Genomic DNA, 18,912 nt, shown 5'->3' with positions numbered 1-18,912 from the left:
CCCATCAACTTTCGGCTCGAGCCCATGAATTCGCCACCGGGCGGCGACCATCGTAGACCGCAGTCAGATCGCGCGCGACGGCTTCCATGCTGAAGGCCGCAGCTGCCGTCTGCCGCGCGGCAGCGCTCATCTGCTCGCGCAGCCGCTGGTCGGTGATCAACATGCGTATCGCCTCGATCAGGGAATCCTCCGATTCGTCGACCACCATTCCGCTACCGGATGCACGCACCGTTTCCGCGAGTCCACAGCTCTCGGTGATCACCACAGGCAATCCGACAGACATCGCCTCGAGCACCGACATCGGGAAGGGCTCGTCGACCGACGGCAGTACGTAGATGGACGCAGCAGCCATCCGCGCCACGGTACGGTCGGGTGGCAACGCTCCCTCCCAACGGATCTCGTCGGTCCGGGTACCTGATCGCATGATCGTTTCGAGAACCTGGGCCGCCTCGCCTTCGTCAGGCCCGACCAGGGTGAAGCGCGCATCGCACCCCTCGGCCACAAGGCGTGCGGCGGTTTTCGCGAAGAGCACGGGACGTTTGCGTGACTGCAGCCGCGCCAAGTACAGCACCTCGACCTGGTCGGACGTCCGGTCGCCACTACCCACCGTGCTGGTCCCGTCGTACCCGGGCACACCGTTGGGAAGATGTTGCACCGCGGCCTCGGGTTGCACCCGCGACAAGGCGACCCGCTCCTCGACGGTCAGGTACAGGACAGCGGCTGCTCGGCGGAGGATCGGCCTGGTCAGAACGCGGTCCAGGAGCGGCGCGATCGGATGGCTGCTGTCGGCGATCATTCCGTGTGTCTGCACGACCAGCCGTTTCCGCAATATCAGCGCCATCACGGCCGCCGGCAGCGTGATCAGATCGCGCGCCAGGTGTACGTGGATCACGTCGAAGGACCTGCGGTTCAACACCATCCAGCCGAGCAGTGCGGGAGCGATCATGCCGGAGAACCCCAGCATGGGAATGATGCTGCGCGCCTTCGCGAGTCGGACCGGAATCCCGTCGAGCGCGGTGGGGATCTTCCGATAGCCGCGTACCCCGCCCGCGACCATGGTGCGATGACCGGCCGCACGCAGTTGTCGGGACTGGTTGAACGCCACTCTGACCGGACCGCCGTAGGCGCCATCCGGCGTGATCAGCGTTACCACCTGCAGCACCGCCGGTTGCGGGTGGCCCGTCCCGCTGAACTCGTCACTCATCAGATCTGTGGCCTCTCATCTCCGCTTCGAGGACATCAACCGTGGGCCACGCAAACCCGTTCTGTTCCAACGGTTTTTGCAGCTCGACGGTATCGCCGTACCGCGACCGCTGTCGTTGCGCCACGCTGACAGCACCGCCGCCGGCGGGGCTTTCGATCGTCTCCGTCGCCTCCTCGGCAGGAGGGGGATGCTCGGTCGCTTCGCGCCGCACGACGCGCCAGGCCAGCCCAACACCGACCACGGCGGCGAGGATGCCAGACACAGCCAGGGAGATGGCGATGGCGACCGCCGTGCCGATGGCCAGTCCGGCACACACGCACAGGCCGAGTTGCAGACCGATCTGGAACAGCTTGACCCGTAACACTGTCCTGCTCATGCCGTGCGCCTGGAAGAAGCTGTAGACACTGACCATCCAGCACATCGCCGCGCACTCGATCCCGAGATAGACGACGAGCGCGGACGCGTATGTCCAGGTGTCCCCCAGGATGGCCGAGCCCAGCCGGCTTGGGACGACGGCCAGGCACACGCCGGCCGCCACGGTCAACCCGGATGTCGCCATGGATGTCTTGACCAGTACCCGCCACTGCTCACCGGCCGACGACGCAGCGCGGCGGACATGCGGCACGAACACCAACGGCAACGCCGACACCAGCATCGCAATCGGCCCGAACAGTGTCGCGGCGCCGCGCAGACCGGCCGCCGCCGTGCCGCTGATGACAACCGTGACGGTCAGCGTCACGAGGGTGGCACCAACCTGGTTGAGCGCGTAAACAATTCCGAATCTCAGCCGAGCACGATCGTACGTGCGCCACCACCCGACGAGGCGATGGCCCCGTGGCCTGGTCCGCAGCACCCGCATCAGCACCAGCGCCGAAACGAGTCCCCCCGCGCCCCACAGATACACAGTGCCCGCGGCCGACATCCCAGAGCCGATCAGGTTGATCAGGTAGATGGCCAAGATCCACGCCACCCACAACCCATCGCAGACGGCCGCGACGAGCGGCCTGGCTTGCGCGATGGCGACAAATCGCAGCACATCCTGCGCCAGCACGGCGACCACGCTCACGGCAAACGCCACACCGATCCAGAGTTGACCGAAAACGCAGGACAGGACCAGCAATACTGCGCCCGCGACAACCGATGTCACCAGCGACCAGCTGGTCGCGTACCCACCTTCGGCCGATACCTCGCGCCGGTGCATGTTGCTGGTCAGCAGCAGCGCGGTGCCCAGCGCACCCCGATTGAAGCCGATCCAGGTGGTGGCCACCGTGACGAGCAGGGCGACGATCCCGAACTGCTCGGCCGGTGAAACTTGTGCCACCGCAAAGACCATCAGCGCGTTGCTGGCACTCGACAACACCTGGTCGGCAGTGGTGATGACCCCTATCGAGCGTCCCTGGGGGCCGCTCTGACTCGACGGTATGGGTATCCGAGCCATCTCACCGCACCGCCCGACTGCTCGGTGTCGCAATCTGTTCCATGCGCATCAGAGGCGAATCCGCTGCCACGATCCGGTCAAGGACGGCCGTGATCTTCCCCGGGTCGAAGGTGCCGGCGTAGTACGACGCGGTGAGATGCAGCTCGGAGCCGACGCGGTTGATCGCCAACGAGATTTGGTTGGCGTAACGCACCGGGGCCTTACGGACGAAGTGATGACCGTCCGGCGTTGCCGCCCAGGAAATCTTGCTGCCTGCCGCCGAGTTGGCGTGGTCCGTCACGACGATCCGGGCCTTTCGGCTGTTCGTCTGCCAACGGGGAAGCTCAGCCGGGCGGGCCCGGAGCCGCGCCGCATATGCCATGCCGTACCGGATAAGGGCTCGGCCTCCGTGCGTGTAGTCGTTCATCGCACGGGCTACCCCGGCCGGATCGTACGGCGGCGCGATCTGTATGGGCGCGATGCCGACGAAGTTCGCCAAGGTGCCCGCCCCGGGCGGAAGGTACCGGCCCAGATCGACCAGGAGGCCGACTTCGTCCTCCGGTGTTATTCCGTGGCTGTGCAGTCCGTCCATGAAGGCCGAGAGGATGAGCGCCGCCAGCGGTGCGCGTGGCAGACATTTGTCGCGGCTCGCCCGTACCGTTTCGAGGAAGCCGGGTCGGCTTCGGACGTATGCCAACGCTTCTCGCTCATCGAATTTCCCGGTGGGAACCACTGCGGCACTGCGGCGCAGCGGTTCATCCAGGGCCCGCAGCAGCCGCATCGGCTGTTTGCGCACGGTATGTGCCAACGCACGCAGGCCGGGGTTGCGGGTCCCCGCGACGGGTGCAGGTTCACTGAATCCGTGACCTTCCGCGCCGGCCGCCGCGATCACCTCGCTGAACAGCCGTCCGCCACCGAGACCGTGGTCGAAATTCAAGAACAGCCAGCCGTCGGCGATGTGGACATGCAGGGTAGCCGGCGGAATCGCCGGACCATCGGCCAACAGGTCCATTAGCGCCCGGCCGGGGTCGGTCATATCCGGGGCCGGGCCGCTGGTCAGCACCACCCTGTCGCACTCCGGGTCGAATTCCCAGTGGCGCGACGTGCGGCTCGGGCGCAAACCGAGGCGGTTCTGCGGTCCCGCCGCCGCGATGGTCTGCAGCCGCGTTCTGAGCAGCGGCACGGGGAGCACCCGCTCCAACGGGCCGACCAGATAGGTGGCCGGCTGTCCGGCGTAGAAGCAGTCGTTGCGACTTACCTGCGTATTCATCCCGGTAGCCCTCACCTGCCGGATACCAGATCGCTGACCCACTTCTCGTACTCCGCAACCGCGTTGGCCCCATCGAGGCGCTCGCGGGCATACCGTGCGCCGCAGGAGCCGAATCGCTGCCGGCTCTGTTCGTCGGCAGCCAGCTGTCGCACCGACTCGACGAGGGCCGTCGGGTCGCCCGGCGGAATGACAAGTCCAGCTCCGGACGCGCGCAGCTCTTCGGCACTTCCGCTGGTCCGGTCGGTGGCGGCGAGAATCGGCTTGGCTGCAACGAAGTACGACGTCAGCTTGCTCGGAACGGCCATCTCGCCCACTCCGGGACGCTCGTTGACGAGCAGGATGTCGGCGGCGGCCAGCGCCGCGCGAAACTCGTCGTCCGGCAACGGGTCGATCAGTTGCACCGCCGGGGCGTCTCGGGCGGCGTTGTCGAGCATGCGACGCTGGTTACCGTCACCGATCAGGACAAACCGAATGTCCCGACCGTCGTCGTCCGGTCCGCCGACGAGTTTCCCTGCCTCAACGACGTTTTCAAGGCCTTGCTTCACACCCATATTTCCGGTGTGCATCACGATGGTTTCGTTCGGCTGCCACCCGTACTTCTCTCGCACTGCCGACGATCCGCTCACCGGAGCAGCACCGTCGATATGGGTCCAATTTCGGATGACGGTCAGATCGTCACTGTTCACGCCGATCTCGGCCAGAGAATCGGCAAAGCGGGGGTGAATTACCGCGACGCCGGTCGCCAACCGAAGGACCGTCGATTCCAGCCGTGCGGCCGCCGCGGCAGAGCGGCGCCCTCCGACCGCCCCGGTTTCCACCACGCCCTTGCTGTAGACGTCCTGCACGATGATCCCGACCGGGGTCTTCGACAACCGGGCCCGCGCCACCGCCTGCGCGGCCGACAGCAGCGCCGGACTCACCGTGATGACGACATCGGGATCATCCCACTTGTGGGCGGCCGCAGCAGATCCGAAGCTGGCCTCCATCCGGATTCGCCCCAGTGCACTGTGCTCGCCGGGCACATAGTGGCCGACGCGGTGCACGGTCACGCCACGTACTACCTCGGTACAGCGCCGCACGCCGCGGTACTGTTCGGTGACACGCCACTGGGGGTAGTGCGGCAACCCGGTGATCACCGTGACGTCATGCCCACGCTCGGCCAGGCCTTCAGCAATCCCGGTGGTGTACGGGGCTATTCCGGTCACTTCGGGCGTGTAGTTGATGCCGATGATCGTCACCCGCATGCGGCCCCCTTCGTCGACCGCGGCGGAAACACGGTGCCGCCGGCCGGAACATCCTGGGAGACAAGCGCGGTCGCGGCGATTGTGGCGCCGTCGCCGATCCGCACACCCCGCAACACGGTCGCGCGGGCAGCCACCCAGACCCGATCACCTATCACTATCGGCCCGTTGTCGAATTCGAATGTCGGGCTGTAACGATCATGACCGCCCGTGCACAGCAGAACATCTTGGGAGACACACGAATTCGACCCGATCGTGACATTCTCCAGGTTCAGAATCCACGCGCCTTCACCAATCCACGAACACTCGCCCACTTCGAGCTTCCACGGCCAGTGGATCCTGACACCGTGGCGGATCAGCGCACCAGCGCCGACTCTGGCTCCGAATGCCCGCAGTACGGCTATCCGTACCCGGTTCGGCATCCACCAGCGGAACAGAACGGAGCGGGAAACCACCAGCCAAATGATCTGCACTGGCAGACTCCGACCGCGGTCATAGCCCTGGCCGGTGAAGCCGGAGAGCGAGAACTCATTGCCGGTGGACGGTGGCTCGCTCGATGGCATTGATGACATTGGCGCGATCAGTTGAAAACTCCCGTCCCCTTGTCGGCACGCGGAGGTCCATAACAAAATGCGCGAATACGCGACATGACAATGTTTGCTTGTCGGACATCCCCGGCGCCTACCGGCAATTTTGGCTACGATCCCGGTCGCTGGTTCAGATCGTGGACACCCAGTGTCTTCAACGCTGGTGTGACGTCCCGACCCTACGCAACAGCACGCGATCTCGCACCCGCCCGCAGATCGGCGCGCGGTCGGCCGCTCGATGTCCCCGGCTCTCCGACAGCGGCTCACTCCCGAATGAAGAGTCCCAAATAGCCTGGTAGAGCATGGGAAAACAGCTTCGGCTCGCCGTCCTGACATACTCGGAACCACCCGTGCCCGCACAGATGTCCGACGCGTACCGCATCGCGACGCCACCGTGATGCGCCCCACAATCTGTCGCCAGGGTCAACGTGAGAGCTGGGCGGTTTCAGTAGATTCGGCAGTGACCACCCGACGATGTCCGCCATCCCGCCCCTTACGCAGAAAGGCGTGCCGATGCTAGAAATGCTTTGCTGGCTACTCCTTCCGCCGTCGTCGTTCAAGAACCGCGCACTACGGCTATTCGGTCACCGAATTGCCGGTACGGCCAGAATTGGACCGACCGTGGTGCGCAACGTTGGGCGATTCGAGCTCGGCGAAGGTGTTCGGATCGGAGCATTCAATGTCGTCCGTGGGTTGGGTTTGGTCCGTTTCGACGACCACGCAGCGATGGAATCGTGGAATTGGATTTCCGCGCACCCCGCCTTCCAGCAAATTGACGCGAGGGCCGGGACGTTGTACGTCGGTTATGGCGCGAAGCTGGGCAGCAGGCACTACGCGGACTGCTCCGGCACCATCATCCTCCGCGAGTACGCCGCGGTGGGCGGAAACCGCTGCCTCCTGCAAACCCACGAGCCCGATTTCGCCCACAAGAGACAGACGGTCGGCCGGATAACCGTCGGGCACCACTCATTGGTCGGCAGCCGAGCCGTGATGCTGAAGGACAGCCGCCTTCCCGATCAATCGCTCTTGGCTGCCAACTCGACCATGACCCGGGGATCGGCACCCGAGTCGAAGCGCGGGCTGTACGCCGGGTCGCCGGCAACATGGAAACGGGAGACGGAAGGTGCGTACTTCGACCGCAACACGCTGAGCATGACCGAACATGTCATCGACAGCCCGATGGGAGTGCTGCCCGAGGACCGGTCCAGTAGTGAACTCGACACCGAACTCCCCAGTCGCTGACCGGCCTGCAGGCACCGCGAGCCGGTTTGCTCCAAGCGTCGGCGCGTTTCCGACCAGGCGGATGTGACACGCGCCACGCCGACCTCTCTTAGACCAGTCTTAGGGTTACCGATAGCATCGGGACCCATGACGAGCGTTACCGAGCCGTCCGCCGAGCACCAGGTGGACATCCACACCACTGCAGGCAAGCTGGCTGATCTCAAGAGGCGGGCCGAGGAGACGCTGCATCCCGTCGGCGAAGCCGCCGTGGAGAAGGTCCACGCCAAGGGCAAGCTGACCGCCCGCGAGCGCATCCTTGCCCTGCTCGACGAGGGGTCGTTCGTCGAACTCGACGCGCTGGCCAAGCACCGCAGCACCAACTTCGGCCTGGAGAGCAACCGGCCGCTGGGCGACGGTGTGATCACCGGCTACGGCACCATCGACGGCCGCGACGTCTGCATCTTCAGCCAGGACGCCACCGTGTTCGGCGGCAGCCTCGGTGAGGTCTACGGCGAGAAGATCGTCAAGGTCCAGGAGCTGGCCATCAAGACCGGCCGCCCGCTGATCGGTATCAACGACGGCGCCGGCGCCCGCATCCAGGAGGGTGTGGTCTCGCTCGGCCTGTACAGCCGGATCTTCCACAACAACATCAAGGCCTCGGGTGTCATCCCGCAGATCTCGCTGATCATGGGTGCCGCGGCCGGTGGGCACGTCTACTCCCCCGCCCTGACCGACTTCATCGTCATGGTCGACCAGACCAGCCAGATGTTCATCACCGGCCCGGACGTCATCAAGACCGTCACCGGCGAGGACGTCACCATGGAGGAGCTGGGCGGCGCCCACACCCACATGGCCAAGTCCGGCACCGCGCACTACGTCGCCTCCGGCGAGCAGGACGCCTTCGAGTACGTCCGCGATCTGCTGAGCTTCCTGCCCCCGAACAACTACGCCGAGCCGCCGCACTACCCGGTGGCCGCCGCGCAGGGCTCGATCGAGGAGACCCTGACCGACGAGGACATCGAGCTCGACACGCTGATCCCGGATTCCCCGAATCAGCCGTACGACATGCACGAGGTCATCACCCGCCTACTCGACGACGACGAGTTCCTCGAGGTGCAGGCCGGGTACGCCGGCAACATCCTGATCGGCTTCGGCCGGGTCGACGGCCGCCCAGTGGGCATCGTCGCCAACCAGCCCACCCAGTTCGCCGGCTGCCTCGACATCAACGCCTCGGAGAAGGCCGCCCGGTTCATCCGGACCTGCGACTGCTTCAACATCCCGATCGTGCTGCTGGTCGACGTCCCTGGCTTCCTGCCCGGCACCGACCAGGAGTACAACGGCATCATCCGTCGCGGCGCCAAGCTGCTCTACGCCTACGGCGAGGCCACGGTCGCCAAGATCACCGTCATCACCCGCAAGTCCTACGGCGGCGCGTACTGCGTGATGGGTTCCAAGGACATGGGCGCCGACGTGGTGGTGGCCTGGCCGACAGCCCAGATCGCCGTGATGGGCGCCTCGGGCGCGGTGGGCTTCGTCTACCGTTCGCAGCTCAAGGAAGCCGCCAAGAATGGCGAAGACGTCGACGCGCTGCGCCTGGAGCTCCAGCAGACCTACGAGGACACTCTGGTCAACCCGTACATCGCGGCCGAGCGCGGATACGTCGACGCGGTCATCCCGCCGTCGCACACCCGCGGGTACGTGGCCAATGCGCTGCGGCTGTTGGAGCGCAAGATCATTCAGATGCCGCCGAAGAAGCACGGGAACATTCCCCTGTGAGCGCTGAAGTACAGGCCGACGTCGCCACCGACGAGGCTCAGGCTGATCAGCAAGCCAACCACGAGGCACACATCAAGGTGCTGCGCGGTCAGCCCACCGATGCGGAGATGGCCGCGCTGATGGCTGTCCTCGGTACCGCAGGTGGCGGCGACGCCGGCCCCGTGGTGCGGGATCGCAACCTGTGGGGGCACCCGGTGGACAAGCTGCGCTACTCGATCTACAGCTGGCAGCGCATCACGCTGTGGGAACGCACCCACATGCGGCGCTAGTGAGCACTGAATGACCCGGGTCGTCCTGGGTTCGGCATCGACGGGCCGGCTTGGCGTTCTGCGCCAGGCCGGCCTCGATCCGTTGGTGGTGGTGTCAGGGGTCGACGAGGATGCCGTCATCGCATCGTTGGCCGATGCCCCACCCGAGCGGGTGGTGAGCGGATTGGCCGCGGCCAAGGCCGACGAAGTGCTCACCCAGGTTCCCGCCGCCATCGCCGCGGACTGCGTCGTCATCGGTTGTGACTCGATGCTGTTTCTCGACCGACGGTTGTGCGGTAAGCCCGGAGACGTCGATACCGCACGGCGACAATGGCAGGCCATGTCGGGCCGGACGGCCCAGCTGTACTCCGGTCATGCCGTGCTCGTCGTCCGCGATGGGTCGGTCAGCCACCGCATCGTCGACACCGGAGTCACCGCAGTGCATTTCGGCTCGCCTACCGAAGCGGATCTGGAAGCGTATCTGCGCAGCGGTGAACCACTCGGTGTCGCAGGCGGATTCACGCTCGACGGGCTCGGCGGCTGGTTCGTCGACGGCATCGACGGTGACCCGTCCAACGTGATCGGGCTGAGCCTGCCGCTGCTGCGCCGGATGCTTGCTGCGGCAGAGCTTTCCATCGCAGATCTGTGGGCGGCCGGCGCGCCGCTCTGACCGCCTTACCGCGGCGCCGTGTGACTGCAGTGACCAAATTGCAACCTTCTGGACGGCGGCACGCCGCGCCGACGTCCCGAATAGTCTCAACCACGGGTTGACACTGGGCCGATGCCAGTCGAAGAAACAATGTGGGATGTTCGCGTAGCACGCGACTTCGAAACATGCGACCTCGAGCGGCTGCGCGCCGCATTCGCCGACATCATCTCCAAGCGCCTGTCTCCGGGTAAGCGATTGCTGCGCGTGGTGACCTGGTCTCAGAACGGTGGCTCACTCTTCCGCGCCAACAATGGCGCCCGCCGCTTCGCCGTGGCCTACGAGGTGGCATTCACCGCGTAGCTCAGCGCCTGGGCGGTGCGTCGAGTTTCGGCACCGCGTTGCCGGGCTTGGCGGGCATCAGCACCGTTCCGTGCGTGTCGACGATGGGCGAGTCGGTGACCAGTCCCACCCCCGGCTCGACGTAGAGGGTTTCCGATTTGATCTCGTTCGTCTGCCCGATGTCGCGGACGGTGCATCGGTCCGAAGCGGCACTGTCGACTTGCGGCACATCGGGCGCCCAGCTCAGATAGGCCTTCACCGGCGCCGGATTGACACCTTTTGGCGCATATCGACTGACACAGGATCGCAACTCCCACGGCCGTAAGCCTAAGGCCGCGCAACGGGCCCCCGATGCGGCAATCTGCGCCGGTCGTAGGCACTGCCACACCCCGGATATCCGGCCCGACGGTACGCTCTTGGTGTGCCGCTGCCTGCTGATCCCAGCCCCACTCTTGCCGAGTACGCCCATCCGGAGCGTCTGGTCACCGCCGACTGGCTGGCCAGCAACCTGGGCCGGCCCGGTTTGGCCATCGTCGAATCCGACGAGGATGTCCTCCTCTACGACACGGGCCACATCCCCGGCGCGGTCAAGATCGACTGGCATCTCGACCTCAACGACCCCAATGTGCGTGACTACATCGACGGTGAGCAGTTCGCCGAACTGATGGATCGCAAGGGCATCAGCCGCGACGACACCGTCGTCATCTATGGCGACAAGAGCAACTGGTGGGCGGCCTACGCGCTGTGGGTGTTCACTCTGTTCGGTCACCCCGACGTGCGCCTGCTCGACGGAGGCCGCGACCTGTGGGTTTCCCACGGCCGCGACACCACCCTTGAGGTGCCCACCCGACAGTCCAGCGGCTATCCGGTCGTGGAACGCAACGACGCCCCGATCCGGGCCTACCGCAACGACGTGCTGGACATTCTCGGCAAGCAGCCGTTGATCGACGTCCGCTCGCCCCAGGAGTACACCGGCGAACGCACCCACATGCCCGACTACCCGGAGGAAGGCGCGCTGCGCGGCGGGCACATCCCCACGGCGAAGTCGATCCCGTGGGCCAAGGCCGCCCGCGACAGCGGCCAGTTCCGCAGCCGCGCCGAGCTCGAGGAGCTCTACGGCTTCCTCAACCCCGACGACAAGACGGTGGTGTACTGCCGCATCGGTGAGCGCTCCAGCCACACCTGGTTTGTCCTGACCCACCTGCTCGGGCTGCCCGGTGTGCGCAACTACGACGGCTCGTGGACCGAGTGGGGCAATGCCGTGCGGGTGCCAGTGGCCGTCGGCCCCGATGCAGGTGAGGCTCCGGGCGCCTCATGAGTTCGATGCCGGCCGCCCTGGCAGAGGTTGTCTCCGACTTCCAGGAGGTGGCCGGCCAGGACAAGTTGCAGCTGTTGCTGGAGTTCGCCAACGAGCTTCCCCCTCTGCCGACTCATCTCGAGGAGGCGGGGATGGAGCCCGTGCCGGAATGCCAGTCCCCGCTGTTTCTGGACGTCGACGCGTCCGATCGGGGCAAGGTGCGGCTGTTCTTCAGCGCTCCCCCGGAGGCCCCGACGACGCGGGGCTTCGCCGCCATCTTGGCGACCGGCCTGGATGGCCAGTCGGCCGATGACATCCTGGCGGTGCCCGACGACTTCTACACCGCGCTGGGTCTGGCCGCGTTGATCAGCCCGCTACGGCTGCGCGGTATGTCGGCGATGCTGGCGCGGATCAAGCGGCGGCTGCGCGGCGCCTGATCAGCGCTTTCCAGGAACCCGGTTGCCAGGCGCAGGCGGCATGACGATGGTGCCGCGGCGATCGGCCGCCGGGCCATCGGTGAGTATCGTCGGAACGCCCGTACCGTCTGCCGTTCCCCGGCGCGAGGTTGATCTCGCTGCCCTCCGGATTGACGATTGGCCCTTTGGTGCGGATCGGAGTCGTCGCTGTCGCGTCTCTGACATCGACCGCGTGGATCACGTACTTGTTGCCCAGCCGACAGTCGTCGGCGTGTTCGACGTCGCCGAGTTTGGTTGGCGCCCAGACGAGTTCCGCGTCCACGGTCCGTCGATCGTCCGCACCACGAAGGCCACCTCGGCTGCCCGCTGTTGCGCTTCGGCATCGGGATCGCGGAACTTCCAGGACTGGGTGGCCCACCAGATCCTCCTGGGCGCCGCGACCATCACGCCGCCCACCAACACGCCCACGGCAATGATGAATATCGCCGCGCCCACGGACCAACAGTAATGGCGTCCGGCTGCCGGTCGACACGCGAATTCTGGTCGTCAACAGGAGTGATGGGTTCACAGAGAAATCCGAGCCGAACCCTACTCACCAGTAACCGATACCGGTTTGGCGAGCGCCAAGGTGCGGCGCATAAACTGCCCGCGATAGATTCTTAAAGACGTTTCTTAGAGAACACTGCCGAGGAGGCACCGTGGCCAACCACGCCAGCTCAAAGATCTCCAAGGTGCTGGTCGCCAATCGCGGGGAGATCGCGGTCCGGGTGATCCGCGCCGCCAAGGACGCCGGACTGGCCAGCGTGGCCGTTTATGCCGAGCCTGACGCTGATGCACCGCATGTGCGGCTCGCCGATGAAGCTTTCGCCCTGGGGGGCCAGACCTCAGCCCAGTCCTACCTGGTCTTCGAGAAGATCCTGGACGCCGCCGCGAAGTCAGGCGCCAACGCCATCCACCCGGGTTACGGCTTCCTGTCGGAGAACGCCGATTTCGCCCAGGCCGTGCTCGACGCCGGGCTGATCTGGATCGGGCCGAGCCCGCAGTCGATCCGCGATCTCGGTGACAAGGTCACCGCCCGCCACATCGCCGCCAAGGCCAAGGCGCCTCTGGTGCCGGGCACACCGGACCCGGTCAAGAACGCCGACGAGGTCGTCGCGTTCGCCAAGGAGTTCGGCGTGCCGGTCGCGATCAAGGCCGCCTTCGGCGGTGGCGGTCGCGGCATGAAGGTGGCCCGCACCATCGAGGAGATCCCCGAACTGTTCGAGTCGGCGACCCGTGAGGCCGTCGCCGCGTTCGGTCGCGGCGAGTGCTTCGTCGAGCGCTACCTGGACAAGCCGCGCCACGTCGAGGCCCAGGTGATCGCCGATACACACGGCAACGTCGTCGTCGCCGGTACCCGTGACTGCTCGCTGCAGCGCCGCTTCCAGAAGCTGGTCGAGGAAGCCCCGGCCCCGTTCCTGACCGACGCGCAGCGCAAGGAGATCCACGAGTCCGCCAAGCGCATCTGCAAGGAGGCCGGGTACTACGGTGCCGGCACCGTCGAGTACCTGGTCGGCCAGGACGGCCTGATCTCCTTCCTGGAGGTCAACACCCGTCTGCAGGTCGAGCACCCGGTCACCGAGGAGACCTCCGGCATCGACCTGGTCCTGCAGCAGTTCAAGATCGCCAACGGTGAGGCGCTGGACATCACCGAGGATCCGACCCCGCGCGGCCACTCGTTCGAGTTCCGCATCAACGGTGAGGACGCCGGCCGCGGCTTCCTGCCCGCCCCCGGCCCCGTCACCAAGTTCGAGGCCCCCACGGGCCCGGGTGTCCGGATGGACTCCGGAGTGGAGTCCGGCTCCGTCATCGGCGGTCAGTTCGACTCGATGCTGGCCAAGCTGATCGTGTCGGGTGCCACCCGCGACGAGGCCCTGGCCCGCTCGCGTCGTGCGCTGGCCGAGTTCAACGTCGAGGGACTGGCCACCGTCATCCCGTTCCACCGTGCCGTGGTGTCCGACCCCGCCTTCATCGGCGACGAGGACGGTTTCACCGTGCACACCCGCTGGATCGAAACCGAGTGGGACAACACTGTCGAGCCGTTCACCGGTGGCGACCCGATCGAGGAAGAGGACACCGTTCCTCGCCAGACCGTGGTTGTCGAGGTCGGTGGGCGTCGCCTCGAGGTGTCACTGCCGGGAGACCTGGCACTCGGCGGTGGCGGTGCGGGCGGTGGCGCGACCGGCGCCCTCAGGAAGAAGCCCAAGGCCCGCAAGCGCGGCGCCAGCGGCGGCGCAGCCGCATCGGGTGACTCGGTGACCGCGCCGATGCAGGGCACCGTGGTCAAGGTGGCCGTCGAGGAGGGCCAGGAGGTGGCCGCAGGCGACCTCGTGGTGGTTCTGGAGGCCATGAAGATGGAGAACCCGGTGACCGCCCACAAGGACGGCGTCATCACCGGGTTGGCTGTCGAGGCCGGTGCCGCCATCACCCAGGGCACCGTGATCGCCGAGATCAAGTAATTCTTTTCACACCGAGTGGCCACTTGTGGCACGGATTCTGTTGAATCTTGTGTCGTAAGTGGCCATTCGGCATTTTGGAGGTCCGGTGGAACCCGTAGAGATCAACAACGGCCAGTGGTATCTGCGCGGCCTGCGCGCCGATGATCGCGTCGACGACCGGCACGCACTCGCCGATCTGGGCGAGTCGGACCTGGACTACGTGCACGACGCCGAGGACGGCTGGGCCGATGACACGCGGTACACCTGGGCTGTATGCGAGCCGACCACCGGCGAACTGCTTGCCGAAGTGGTCCTGGATCCCGTCACCGGGTTCCTGAGCAGTCGGGGCCGTCCCGGCTTCGAGGACGCCGCCGCCATCTCGGAGGACACCGTGCGGCGCTACGCCACGGAAATCCTCGGGTTGGAGGTGCACACGTGAGCACACCCGCAAGCCCCAAGGTGGTCACGGTCACCGGTGCGGCCGGCCAGATCGGCTATGCCGCGCTGTTCCGCATCGGCGCCGGTGCCCTGCTGGGGCGCGATGTGCCGGTGAAGCTGCGCCTGCTGGAGCTGCCCTCGGCGATCCGCGCGGCCGAAGGCGTGGTCATGGAGTTGGTCGACAGCGCCTTCGACGGGCTGGTCGACGTCGAGATTCACGACGACCCGGTGCGGGCGTTCGACGGTGTCGATGTCGCGCTGCTGGTCGGGGCCAGGCCACGCAGTAAAGGCATGGAACGCGCAGACCTGTTGGCGGCCAACGCCGCGATCTTCGCCGAGTCCGGCAAGGCCCTGAATGCCGGCGCGGCCAATGATGTACGCATCGTCGTGGTCGGCAATCCGGCGAACACCAACGCGCTGGTGGCTGCGGCCCACGCCCCCGACATCCCGGCTGAGCGATTCACCGCGCTGACCCGGCTCGACCACAACCGGGCGGTGGCCGCCCTGGCCACCCACGCGGGCGTGCACGTCACCGACGTGTCCCGGGTGACGGTGTGGGGCAACCACTCCCCGACCATGTATCCCGACATCTTCCACGCGGTGGTCGACGGGCGCCCGGGCTCCGATTACGCATCGGACAACGACTGGCTGAGCAACGACTTCATCCCGACCGTCGCCGCCCGCGGTACCGCGATCATCGAGGCCCGTGGCACCTCGTCGGCGGCGTCGGCCGCCAACGCCGCTATCGACCACGTCCGGGATTGGGTGGACGGCACCGACCCCGATGACTGGACATCGGTGGCACTGCCGTCTCCCGGCGTCTACGGGGTCCCCGAGGGCGTAGTCGCCTCACTGCCGGTGCGCGCGGTCGACGGCACGTGGGAAATCGTCGAAGGTCTGGAGATCAACGAGTTCTCCCGGGCCCGGATCGATGCGTCAGTGGTCGAACTTCTCGACGAGCGCCACGCAGTCGAACGACTGGGCCTGCTGTAGCCCTTCGGCGGCTTTCACTCACCATGAATCGTGCGGAATAAGCAGGCGGCAACCCGAACTGCCTTGTGCAGGCGGCTCGGCCGCACTTCGAGCTTCTAGCCTCGGCGCATGCCAACTCATCCTTCGACACACCCGTTTGCAGGCCGCAACATCGTCCTCATCGGCGGCGGTTCAGGCATCGGTCTGGCGACCGCCCGCCTCGTCACTGCCGGGAAGGGCACGGTCGTCTTGGGCGGCCGCACGCCGGAGAGGTTGGCCGCCGCCGCGGCAACCCTCGGACCACAAGCCGGTTGGCATCGGGTTGACACAGCTGATCAGGATTCGATCGACGCGTTCTTCGATTTCGTCGGTACCAGGTTCGGCTCCGTCCACGGCCTGTTCACCACCGCCGCTGACTACCTGACCGGTCCGCTGGCCCGGCTCAGCGTCGATCAGGCGGCCACGGCGTTCGACTCCAAGTTCTGGGGTCAGTACCGCGTGGTCAAGTCGGCGATTCCGGTGCTGAGCCCTGACGCCGCCATCGTGTTGATGTCGGGCGCCGCCAGTGCCCGCCCGGCTGCGGTCGCCCCTGCGTACAGCGCGGCCAACGCGGCGATCGAAGGCCTGGCCCGTGGGTTGGCTGTGGAATTGTCGCCGGTGACCGTCAACGCGATTGCCCCTGGCACAGTCGAGGGCAATCTGTGGAGCCAACGCGATCCCGCCATCCGGGAACAGGCGTTTGCGGCCTATCGCGACGCCTCCACGATCGGACGGTTGGCCGACGAGGATGAGATCGCGCAGTCGGTGGGATACCTGCTCAACAGCCGGATCACTACCGGTTCCACCCTCTTCCCAGACGGCGGGTACGCCTTCCGTTGACGGGGCGGTCAGCCCTCGTCGATATCGAGACCGGTGGCGAGGTCACCGCACTCCACCGCGACGACGTCGTCGCGGCCGGCAAGAAACGCTCGGGCGCCCTGGTCGCCGTCCAGGGCCGCGGCCAGCGCCCCGAGGTGCCTGCGGGCCACGACGACGGGATGTCCGGGACGGCCGTCATAGCGGGCGCGGGCCAGACCGGAACCGGAGCCACGCGCCGCGCCCACGACCCGGGCCACGACATCGGCCCCGACGTCCGGGGTGTCGACGGTGTGCAGGACGACCCATTCGGCGTTGCCGGTGGCTGCCAGCCCTTCGCGTACCGACGCACTCATACCGTCGGCCCAGCGGGCGGCCACCACGGCGCGAGCCGGGGCAGGCACGTCGACCACGGCGGCCCCCAGCACCACGATCACCTCGTCGCAGCCACCGCCGGCAAGTGCGGTCACTGCCCGTCGGAGCCAAACACCGTCTTCAGCAAGAACTTTCGGCATTCCGAAGCGGCTGCCCGCACCGGCGGCCAGCACCACCCCGGCGACTGCGTCGGCGTTCGACATGCGAATATTCTGACTTGACACTCTAAGAATCCACTCAGACAAATTGTTCGATGACCTTGATCGCGGTAGGGTCCATTACAGGTTGAGTTCACAGCCGCAGCGAGCGTCATCGACATACGCGCGGGAACTCGCATTGCTGTCGATTGGCGCCGCACCAACAGTACGAATACGCGTATTACGACTGATGGAGCTATTCATGACCGTCTTCTCGACGTATGCAATGACCGACCGGGCCGACGAATCTCCTGCGACGTTTGCGACTCGCTGGCTACCGCCGTCAACAGCGGTGATCAGCGTCAACGGCGAGATCGACGCCGTCAACGCAGGCGATTTCACCGACTACGCATTGCGGCACACTGCCAAGGCACAGCGCGTCGCGGTCGACCTCACGGATGTCCAATTTTTCGGTACCGCAGGATATTCCGCCCTCATGGCGATCCAATTGCGTTGCTCGGCAGCCGATATCGACTGGGTACTGGTACCCAGCAAGGCAGTGAACCGGCTGCTGCGCATCTGCGACCCGGATTCGGCGTTGCACACGTGCTACAGCGTGGCTGCGGCACTATCCACGCTGAACGGCAAAACCCCGCTACTGCAGCTGGTCACGAAGTCGCGCTAGCGATTTCGCCAGCAGTCTCGACACATGCATCTGCGAGACGCCGACACGTTCGGCGATCTGCGTCTGCGTCATGGATTCGAAGAATCGCAGCAACAGCACCATTCGTTCCCGCTCAGGTAATTGAGCAAGCAACGGCCGCAACGTTTCGCGATTGTCGATCTGATCCAGACCGGTGTCCATATCGCCGAGTGTGTCGACTATCGCCGGCGCGTCCTCGTCGCCGCCGCCCCCGCTGTCGATCGACAGCGTGTTGTACGAACTGCCCGCGACCAGTCCTTCGACCACCTCTTCGCGGTCCATGTCGAGTTCCACGGCAAGCTCAGAGGCTGTCGGCGCACGGCCCAACCTTTGAGACAGCTCCCCAGTCGCCGCGCCGAGCCGCAGGTGCAGTTCCTTGAGCCGCCGCGGCACCTTGACCGACCAGCTGTTGTCCCGGAAGTGGCGCCGGACCTCGCCCATGATCGTGGGCACTGCGAACGACACAAAGTCTGATCCGGCCTCGACATCGAATCGGTTGACGGCGTTGACCAGGCCGACCCTCGCCACCTGGGTCAGGTCGTCACGCGCTTCACCACGGCCGTCGAACCGCCGGGCGATGTGATCGGCGAGCGGCAGACACCGCTCGACAATCCGCTCACGTTGGCGTTCGTAGGCCGACGAGTTCTCGGACAGCCCGCTGAGCTTGCGGAACATGTCGCGAACGTCCGCATATTCCGACGTCACCGCAGCAGGCTCGCTCGTCTCGTCGTCAGGGTGATTCCGAACACCTGGCCAACGTCGGGCCCGTCACCGTCGGTGAAGGTCTTGACCTCGTCGGTCAGGGAACTCAACACGTGCCAGCTGAAGCTGCCCGGCTCGACCACCGCGGCACCCGTACAGGCAGTGGAGGCGGTGATCACCACCGCCTCCTCACCCGGATCGACGATCAGATGCAGGCTCGAATCAGGGACTGCGCCCCGTATCAAAGCGGTACAGGCCTCGTCAACAGCCAGCCGCAAGTCGGCGACGACGTCGAAATCAAGGTCTTCGAATGCTGCTACCGCAGCGACCAGTGTGCGCACTACGGCCAGGTTCTCCAGCCTGGCAGCGACCCGAATCTCCACTGACCGCTCCGCGCGATTCAGCGGCTTGGGTTCGTCGGCCATCTCACCTCCCGGCATCTCGGATCGACAGTATCCCAGGTTTGGACCCTCACCTCACTGCCGTTCCTTTCCTGCGCCCTGAAACGACCCCACGTGGGACCTCCGGCCAGGGATGCCCATCGCAGCACAACCCGAAACCTATGAGCTCGTGGGATTATCGACAATA

Annotated in this window: 22 protein-coding genes; 13 read left to right on the top strand and 9 right to left on the bottom strand. The window is 66.1% G+C overall.

The window, feature by feature from the left end; translation table 11 throughout:
* Positions 1-4 precede the first annotated feature (4 nt).
* The 5 genes from HBE63_RS03270 to HBE63_RS03250 are packed head-to-tail and all read right to left on the bottom strand — an operon-like array spanning position 5 to position 5,695.
* The gene (locus HBE63_RS03270) at positions 5-1,204 is read right to left on the bottom strand and encodes a glycosyltransferase (RefSeq protein ID WP_166903234.1); all 1,200 of its coding nucleotides are present in this window, start codon (positions 1,202-1,204) and stop codon (positions 5-7) included.
* Entirely contained in the window at positions 1,197-2,642 is a 1,446-nt protein-coding gene (locus tag HBE63_RS03265) for a hypothetical protein (RefSeq protein ID WP_166903232.1), read from the bottom strand. Before HBE63_RS03265 ends, HBE63_RS03270 begins: the two co-directional genes overlap by 8 nt.
* 1 nt (position 2,643) lies before the next feature.
* Positions 2,644-3,891 carry a hypothetical protein gene (locus HBE63_RS03260; protein ID WP_166903231.1) on the bottom strand — a complete coding sequence of 416 codons (1,248 nt, stop codon included), beginning with the start codon at positions 3,889-3,891 and terminating at the stop codon, positions 2,644-2,646.
* A gap of 11 nt (positions 3,892-3,902) precedes the next feature.
* Complete coding sequence (locus HBE63_RS03255; protein ID WP_166903229.1) at positions 3,903-5,135, bottom strand: WcaI family glycosyltransferase; 1,233 nt, start codon at positions 5,133-5,135, stop codon at positions 3,903-3,905.
* Positions 5,126-5,695, bottom strand: coding sequence for a DapH/DapD/GlmU-related protein (locus HBE63_RS03250; RefSeq protein WP_166903227.1), 570 nt, complete (start codon positions 5,693-5,695; stop codon positions 5,126-5,128). The genes HBE63_RS03255 and HBE63_RS03250 overlap by 10 nt, the downstream gene beginning before the upstream one ends.
* 645 nt (positions 5,696-6,340) lie before the next feature.
* On the opposite strand from HBE63_RS03250, the gene HBE63_RS03245 reads away from it, so the two are divergent.
* The 5 genes from HBE63_RS03245 (at position 6,341) to HBE63_RS03225 (ending at position 9,973) form a co-directional block, all read left to right on the top strand.
* A complete protein-coding gene (locus HBE63_RS03245; RefSeq protein WP_166903225.1) occupies positions 6,341-6,961 on the top strand; it encodes a hypothetical protein in 621 nt (206 codons plus the stop codon).
* Between the two features lie 126 nt (positions 6,962-7,087).
* Positions 7,088-8,716, top strand: a complete 1,629-nt coding sequence (locus HBE63_RS03240; RefSeq protein ID WP_166903223.1) for an acyl-CoA carboxylase subunit beta — start codon at positions 7,088-7,090, stop codon at positions 8,714-8,716.
* Positions 8,713-8,985 carry an acyl-CoA carboxylase subunit epsilon gene (locus HBE63_RS03235; RefSeq protein ID WP_166903221.1) on the top strand — a complete coding sequence of 91 codons (273 nt, stop codon included), beginning with the start codon at positions 8,713-8,715 and terminating at the stop codon, positions 8,983-8,985. The genes HBE63_RS03240 and HBE63_RS03235 overlap by 4 nt, the downstream gene beginning before the upstream one ends.
* A gap of 10 nt (positions 8,986-8,995) precedes the next feature.
* Complete coding sequence (locus tag HBE63_RS03230; RefSeq protein ID WP_166903219.1) at positions 8,996-9,634, top strand: nucleoside triphosphate pyrophosphatase; 639 nt, start codon at positions 8,996-8,998, stop codon at positions 9,632-9,634.
* A gap of 111 nt (positions 9,635-9,745) precedes the next feature.
* Positions 9,746-9,973 carry a hypothetical protein gene (locus tag HBE63_RS03225; RefSeq protein ID WP_234927067.1) on the top strand — a complete coding sequence of 76 codons (228 nt, stop codon included), beginning with the start codon at positions 9,746-9,748 and terminating at the stop codon, positions 9,971-9,973.
* 1 nt (position 9,974) lies between these two features.
* On the opposite strand, the gene HBE63_RS03220 is transcribed toward HBE63_RS03225, so the two are convergent.
* The gene (locus HBE63_RS03220; RefSeq protein WP_166903217.1) at positions 9,975-10,211 is read right to left on the bottom strand and encodes a hypothetical protein; all 237 of its coding nucleotides are present in this window, start codon (positions 10,209-10,211) and stop codon (positions 9,975-9,977) included.
* 162 nt (positions 10,212-10,373) lie between these two features.
* On the opposite strand from HBE63_RS03220, the gene HBE63_RS03215 reads away from it, so the two are divergent.
* The 7 genes from HBE63_RS03215 to HBE63_RS03185 all read left to right on the top strand — a co-directional run bounded on the left by HBE63_RS03215 (position 10,374) and on the right by HBE63_RS03185 (position 16,431).
* Complete coding sequence (locus HBE63_RS03215) at positions 10,374-11,270, top strand: sulfurtransferase (protein ID WP_166903215.1); 897 nt, start codon at positions 10,374-10,376, stop codon at positions 11,268-11,270.
* On the top strand, positions 11,267-11,686 hold the full coding sequence (locus HBE63_RS03210) for a SufE family protein (protein ID WP_166903213.1): 420 nt from the start codon (positions 11,267-11,269) through the stop codon (positions 11,684-11,686). Before HBE63_RS03215 ends, HBE63_RS03210 begins: the two co-directional genes overlap by 4 nt.
* 211 nt (positions 11,687-11,897) lie before the next feature.
* Positions 11,898-12,173: a hypothetical protein gene (locus tag HBE63_RS03205; protein WP_166903211.1), complete on the top strand. Its 276-nt coding sequence runs from the start codon at positions 11,898-11,900 to the stop codon at positions 12,171-12,173.
* A 190-nt stretch (positions 12,174-12,363) separates the two neighbouring features.
* Positions 12,364-14,163 carry an acetyl/propionyl/methylcrotonyl-CoA carboxylase subunit alpha gene (locus tag HBE63_RS03200; protein WP_166903209.1) on the top strand — a complete coding sequence of 600 codons (1,800 nt, stop codon included), beginning with the start codon at positions 12,364-12,366 and terminating at the stop codon, positions 14,161-14,163.
* An 85-nt stretch (positions 14,164-14,248) separates the two neighbouring features.
* Positions 14,249-14,581, top strand: coding sequence for a hypothetical protein (locus HBE63_RS03195; protein ID WP_166903207.1), 333 nt, complete (start codon positions 14,249-14,251; stop codon positions 14,579-14,581).
* A complete protein-coding gene (locus tag HBE63_RS03190; protein ID WP_166903205.1) occupies positions 14,578-15,573 on the top strand; it encodes a malate dehydrogenase in 996 nt (331 codons plus the stop codon). Before HBE63_RS03195 ends, HBE63_RS03190 begins: the two co-directional genes overlap by 4 nt.
* A 108-nt stretch (positions 15,574-15,681) precedes the next feature.
* Complete coding sequence (locus tag HBE63_RS03185; RefSeq protein WP_166903203.1) at positions 15,682-16,431, top strand: SDR family oxidoreductase; 750 nt, start codon at positions 15,682-15,684, stop codon at positions 16,429-16,431.
* An 8-nt stretch (positions 16,432-16,439) separates the two neighbouring features.
* On the opposite strand, the gene HBE63_RS03180 is transcribed toward HBE63_RS03185, so the two are convergent.
* Positions 16,440-16,985: an NTP transferase domain-containing protein gene (locus HBE63_RS03180; RefSeq protein WP_166903201.1), complete on the bottom strand. Its 546-nt coding sequence runs from the start codon at positions 16,983-16,985 to the stop codon at positions 16,440-16,442.
* 196 nt (positions 16,986-17,181) lie between these two features.
* Between HBE63_RS03180 and HBE63_RS03175 the strand changes: the two genes are divergently transcribed.
* Positions 17,182-17,604, top strand: coding sequence for an STAS domain-containing protein (locus tag HBE63_RS03175; RefSeq protein WP_166903199.1), 423 nt, complete (start codon positions 17,182-17,184; stop codon positions 17,602-17,604).
* Here HBE63_RS03175 and HBE63_RS03170 read toward each other — a convergent pair.
* Entirely contained in the window at positions 17,575-18,297 is a 723-nt protein-coding gene (locus HBE63_RS03170; protein ID WP_243858675.1) for an RNA polymerase sigma factor SigF, read from the bottom strand. The two genes, HBE63_RS03175 and HBE63_RS03170, sit on opposite strands and share 30 nt — an antisense overlap.
* Positions 18,298-18,323: 26 nt before the next feature.
* Positions 18,324-18,749: an ATP-binding protein gene (locus HBE63_RS03165; protein ID WP_166903195.1), complete on the bottom strand. Its 426-nt coding sequence runs from the start codon at positions 18,747-18,749 to the stop codon at positions 18,324-18,326.
* Positions 18,750-18,912 lie beyond the last annotated feature (163 nt).

Source organism: Mycobacterium sp. DL440, assembly GCF_011745145.1.
Classification (GTDB): domain Bacteria; phylum Actinomycetota; class Actinomycetes; order Mycobacteriales; family Mycobacteriaceae; genus Mycobacterium.
The sequence above is the reverse complement of the archived record's forward strand: the minus strand, read 5'-3'. Positions and strand labels throughout refer to the sequence as shown.

Bases quoted from the DNA above. Each gene is read 5' to 3' on its own strand.
- HBE63_RS03225 (WP_234927067.1), top strand. From the start codon at position 9,746: ATGCCAGTCGAAGAAACAATGTGGGATGTTCGCGTAGCACGCGACTTC.
- HBE63_RS03185 (WP_166903203.1), top strand. From the start codon at position 15,682: ATGCCAACTCATCCTTCGACACACCCGTTTGCAGGCCGCAACATCGTC.
- HBE63_RS03165 (WP_166903195.1), bottom strand. From the start codon at position 18,749: ATGGCCGACGAACCCAAGCCGCTGAATCGCGCGGAGCGGTCAGTGGAG.
- HBE63_RS03250 (WP_166903227.1), bottom strand. From the start codon at position 5,695: ATGCCATCGAGCGAGCCACCGTCCACCGGCAATGAGTTCTCGCTCTCC.
- HBE63_RS03255 (WP_166903229.1), bottom strand. From the start codon at position 5,135: ATGCGGGTGACGATCATCGGCATCAACTACACGCCCGAAGTGACCGGA.
- HBE63_RS03230 (WP_166903219.1), top strand. From the start codon at position 8,996: ATGACCCGGGTCGTCCTGGGTTCGGCATCGACGGGCCGGCTTGGCGTT.
- HBE63_RS03175 (WP_166903199.1), top strand. From the start codon at position 17,182: ATGACCGTCTTCTCGACGTATGCAATGACCGACCGGGCCGACGAATCT.
- HBE63_RS03210 (WP_166903213.1), top strand. From the start codon at position 11,267: ATGAGTTCGATGCCGGCCGCCCTGGCAGAGGTTGTCTCCGACTTCCAG.
- HBE63_RS03270 (WP_166903234.1), bottom strand. From the start codon at position 1,204: ATGAGTGACGAGTTCAGCGGGACGGGCCACCCGCAACCGGCGGTGCTG.
- HBE63_RS03265 (WP_166903232.1), bottom strand. From the start codon at position 2,642: ATGGCTCGGATACCCATACCGTCGAGTCAGAGCGGCCCCCAGGGACGC.
- HBE63_RS03180 (WP_166903201.1), bottom strand. From the start codon at position 16,985: ATGTCGAACGCCGACGCAGTCGCCGGGGTGGTGCTGGCCGCCGGTGCG.
- HBE63_RS03170 (WP_243858675.1), bottom strand. From the start codon at position 18,297: ATGTTCCGCAAGCTCAGCGGGCTGTCCGAGAACTCGTCGGCCTACGAA.
- HBE63_RS03260 (WP_166903231.1), bottom strand. From the start codon at position 3,891: ATGAATACGCAGGTAAGTCGCAACGACTGCTTCTACGCCGGACAGCCG.
- HBE63_RS03240 (WP_166903223.1), top strand. From the start codon at position 7,088: ATGACGAGCGTTACCGAGCCGTCCGCCGAGCACCAGGTGGACATCCAC.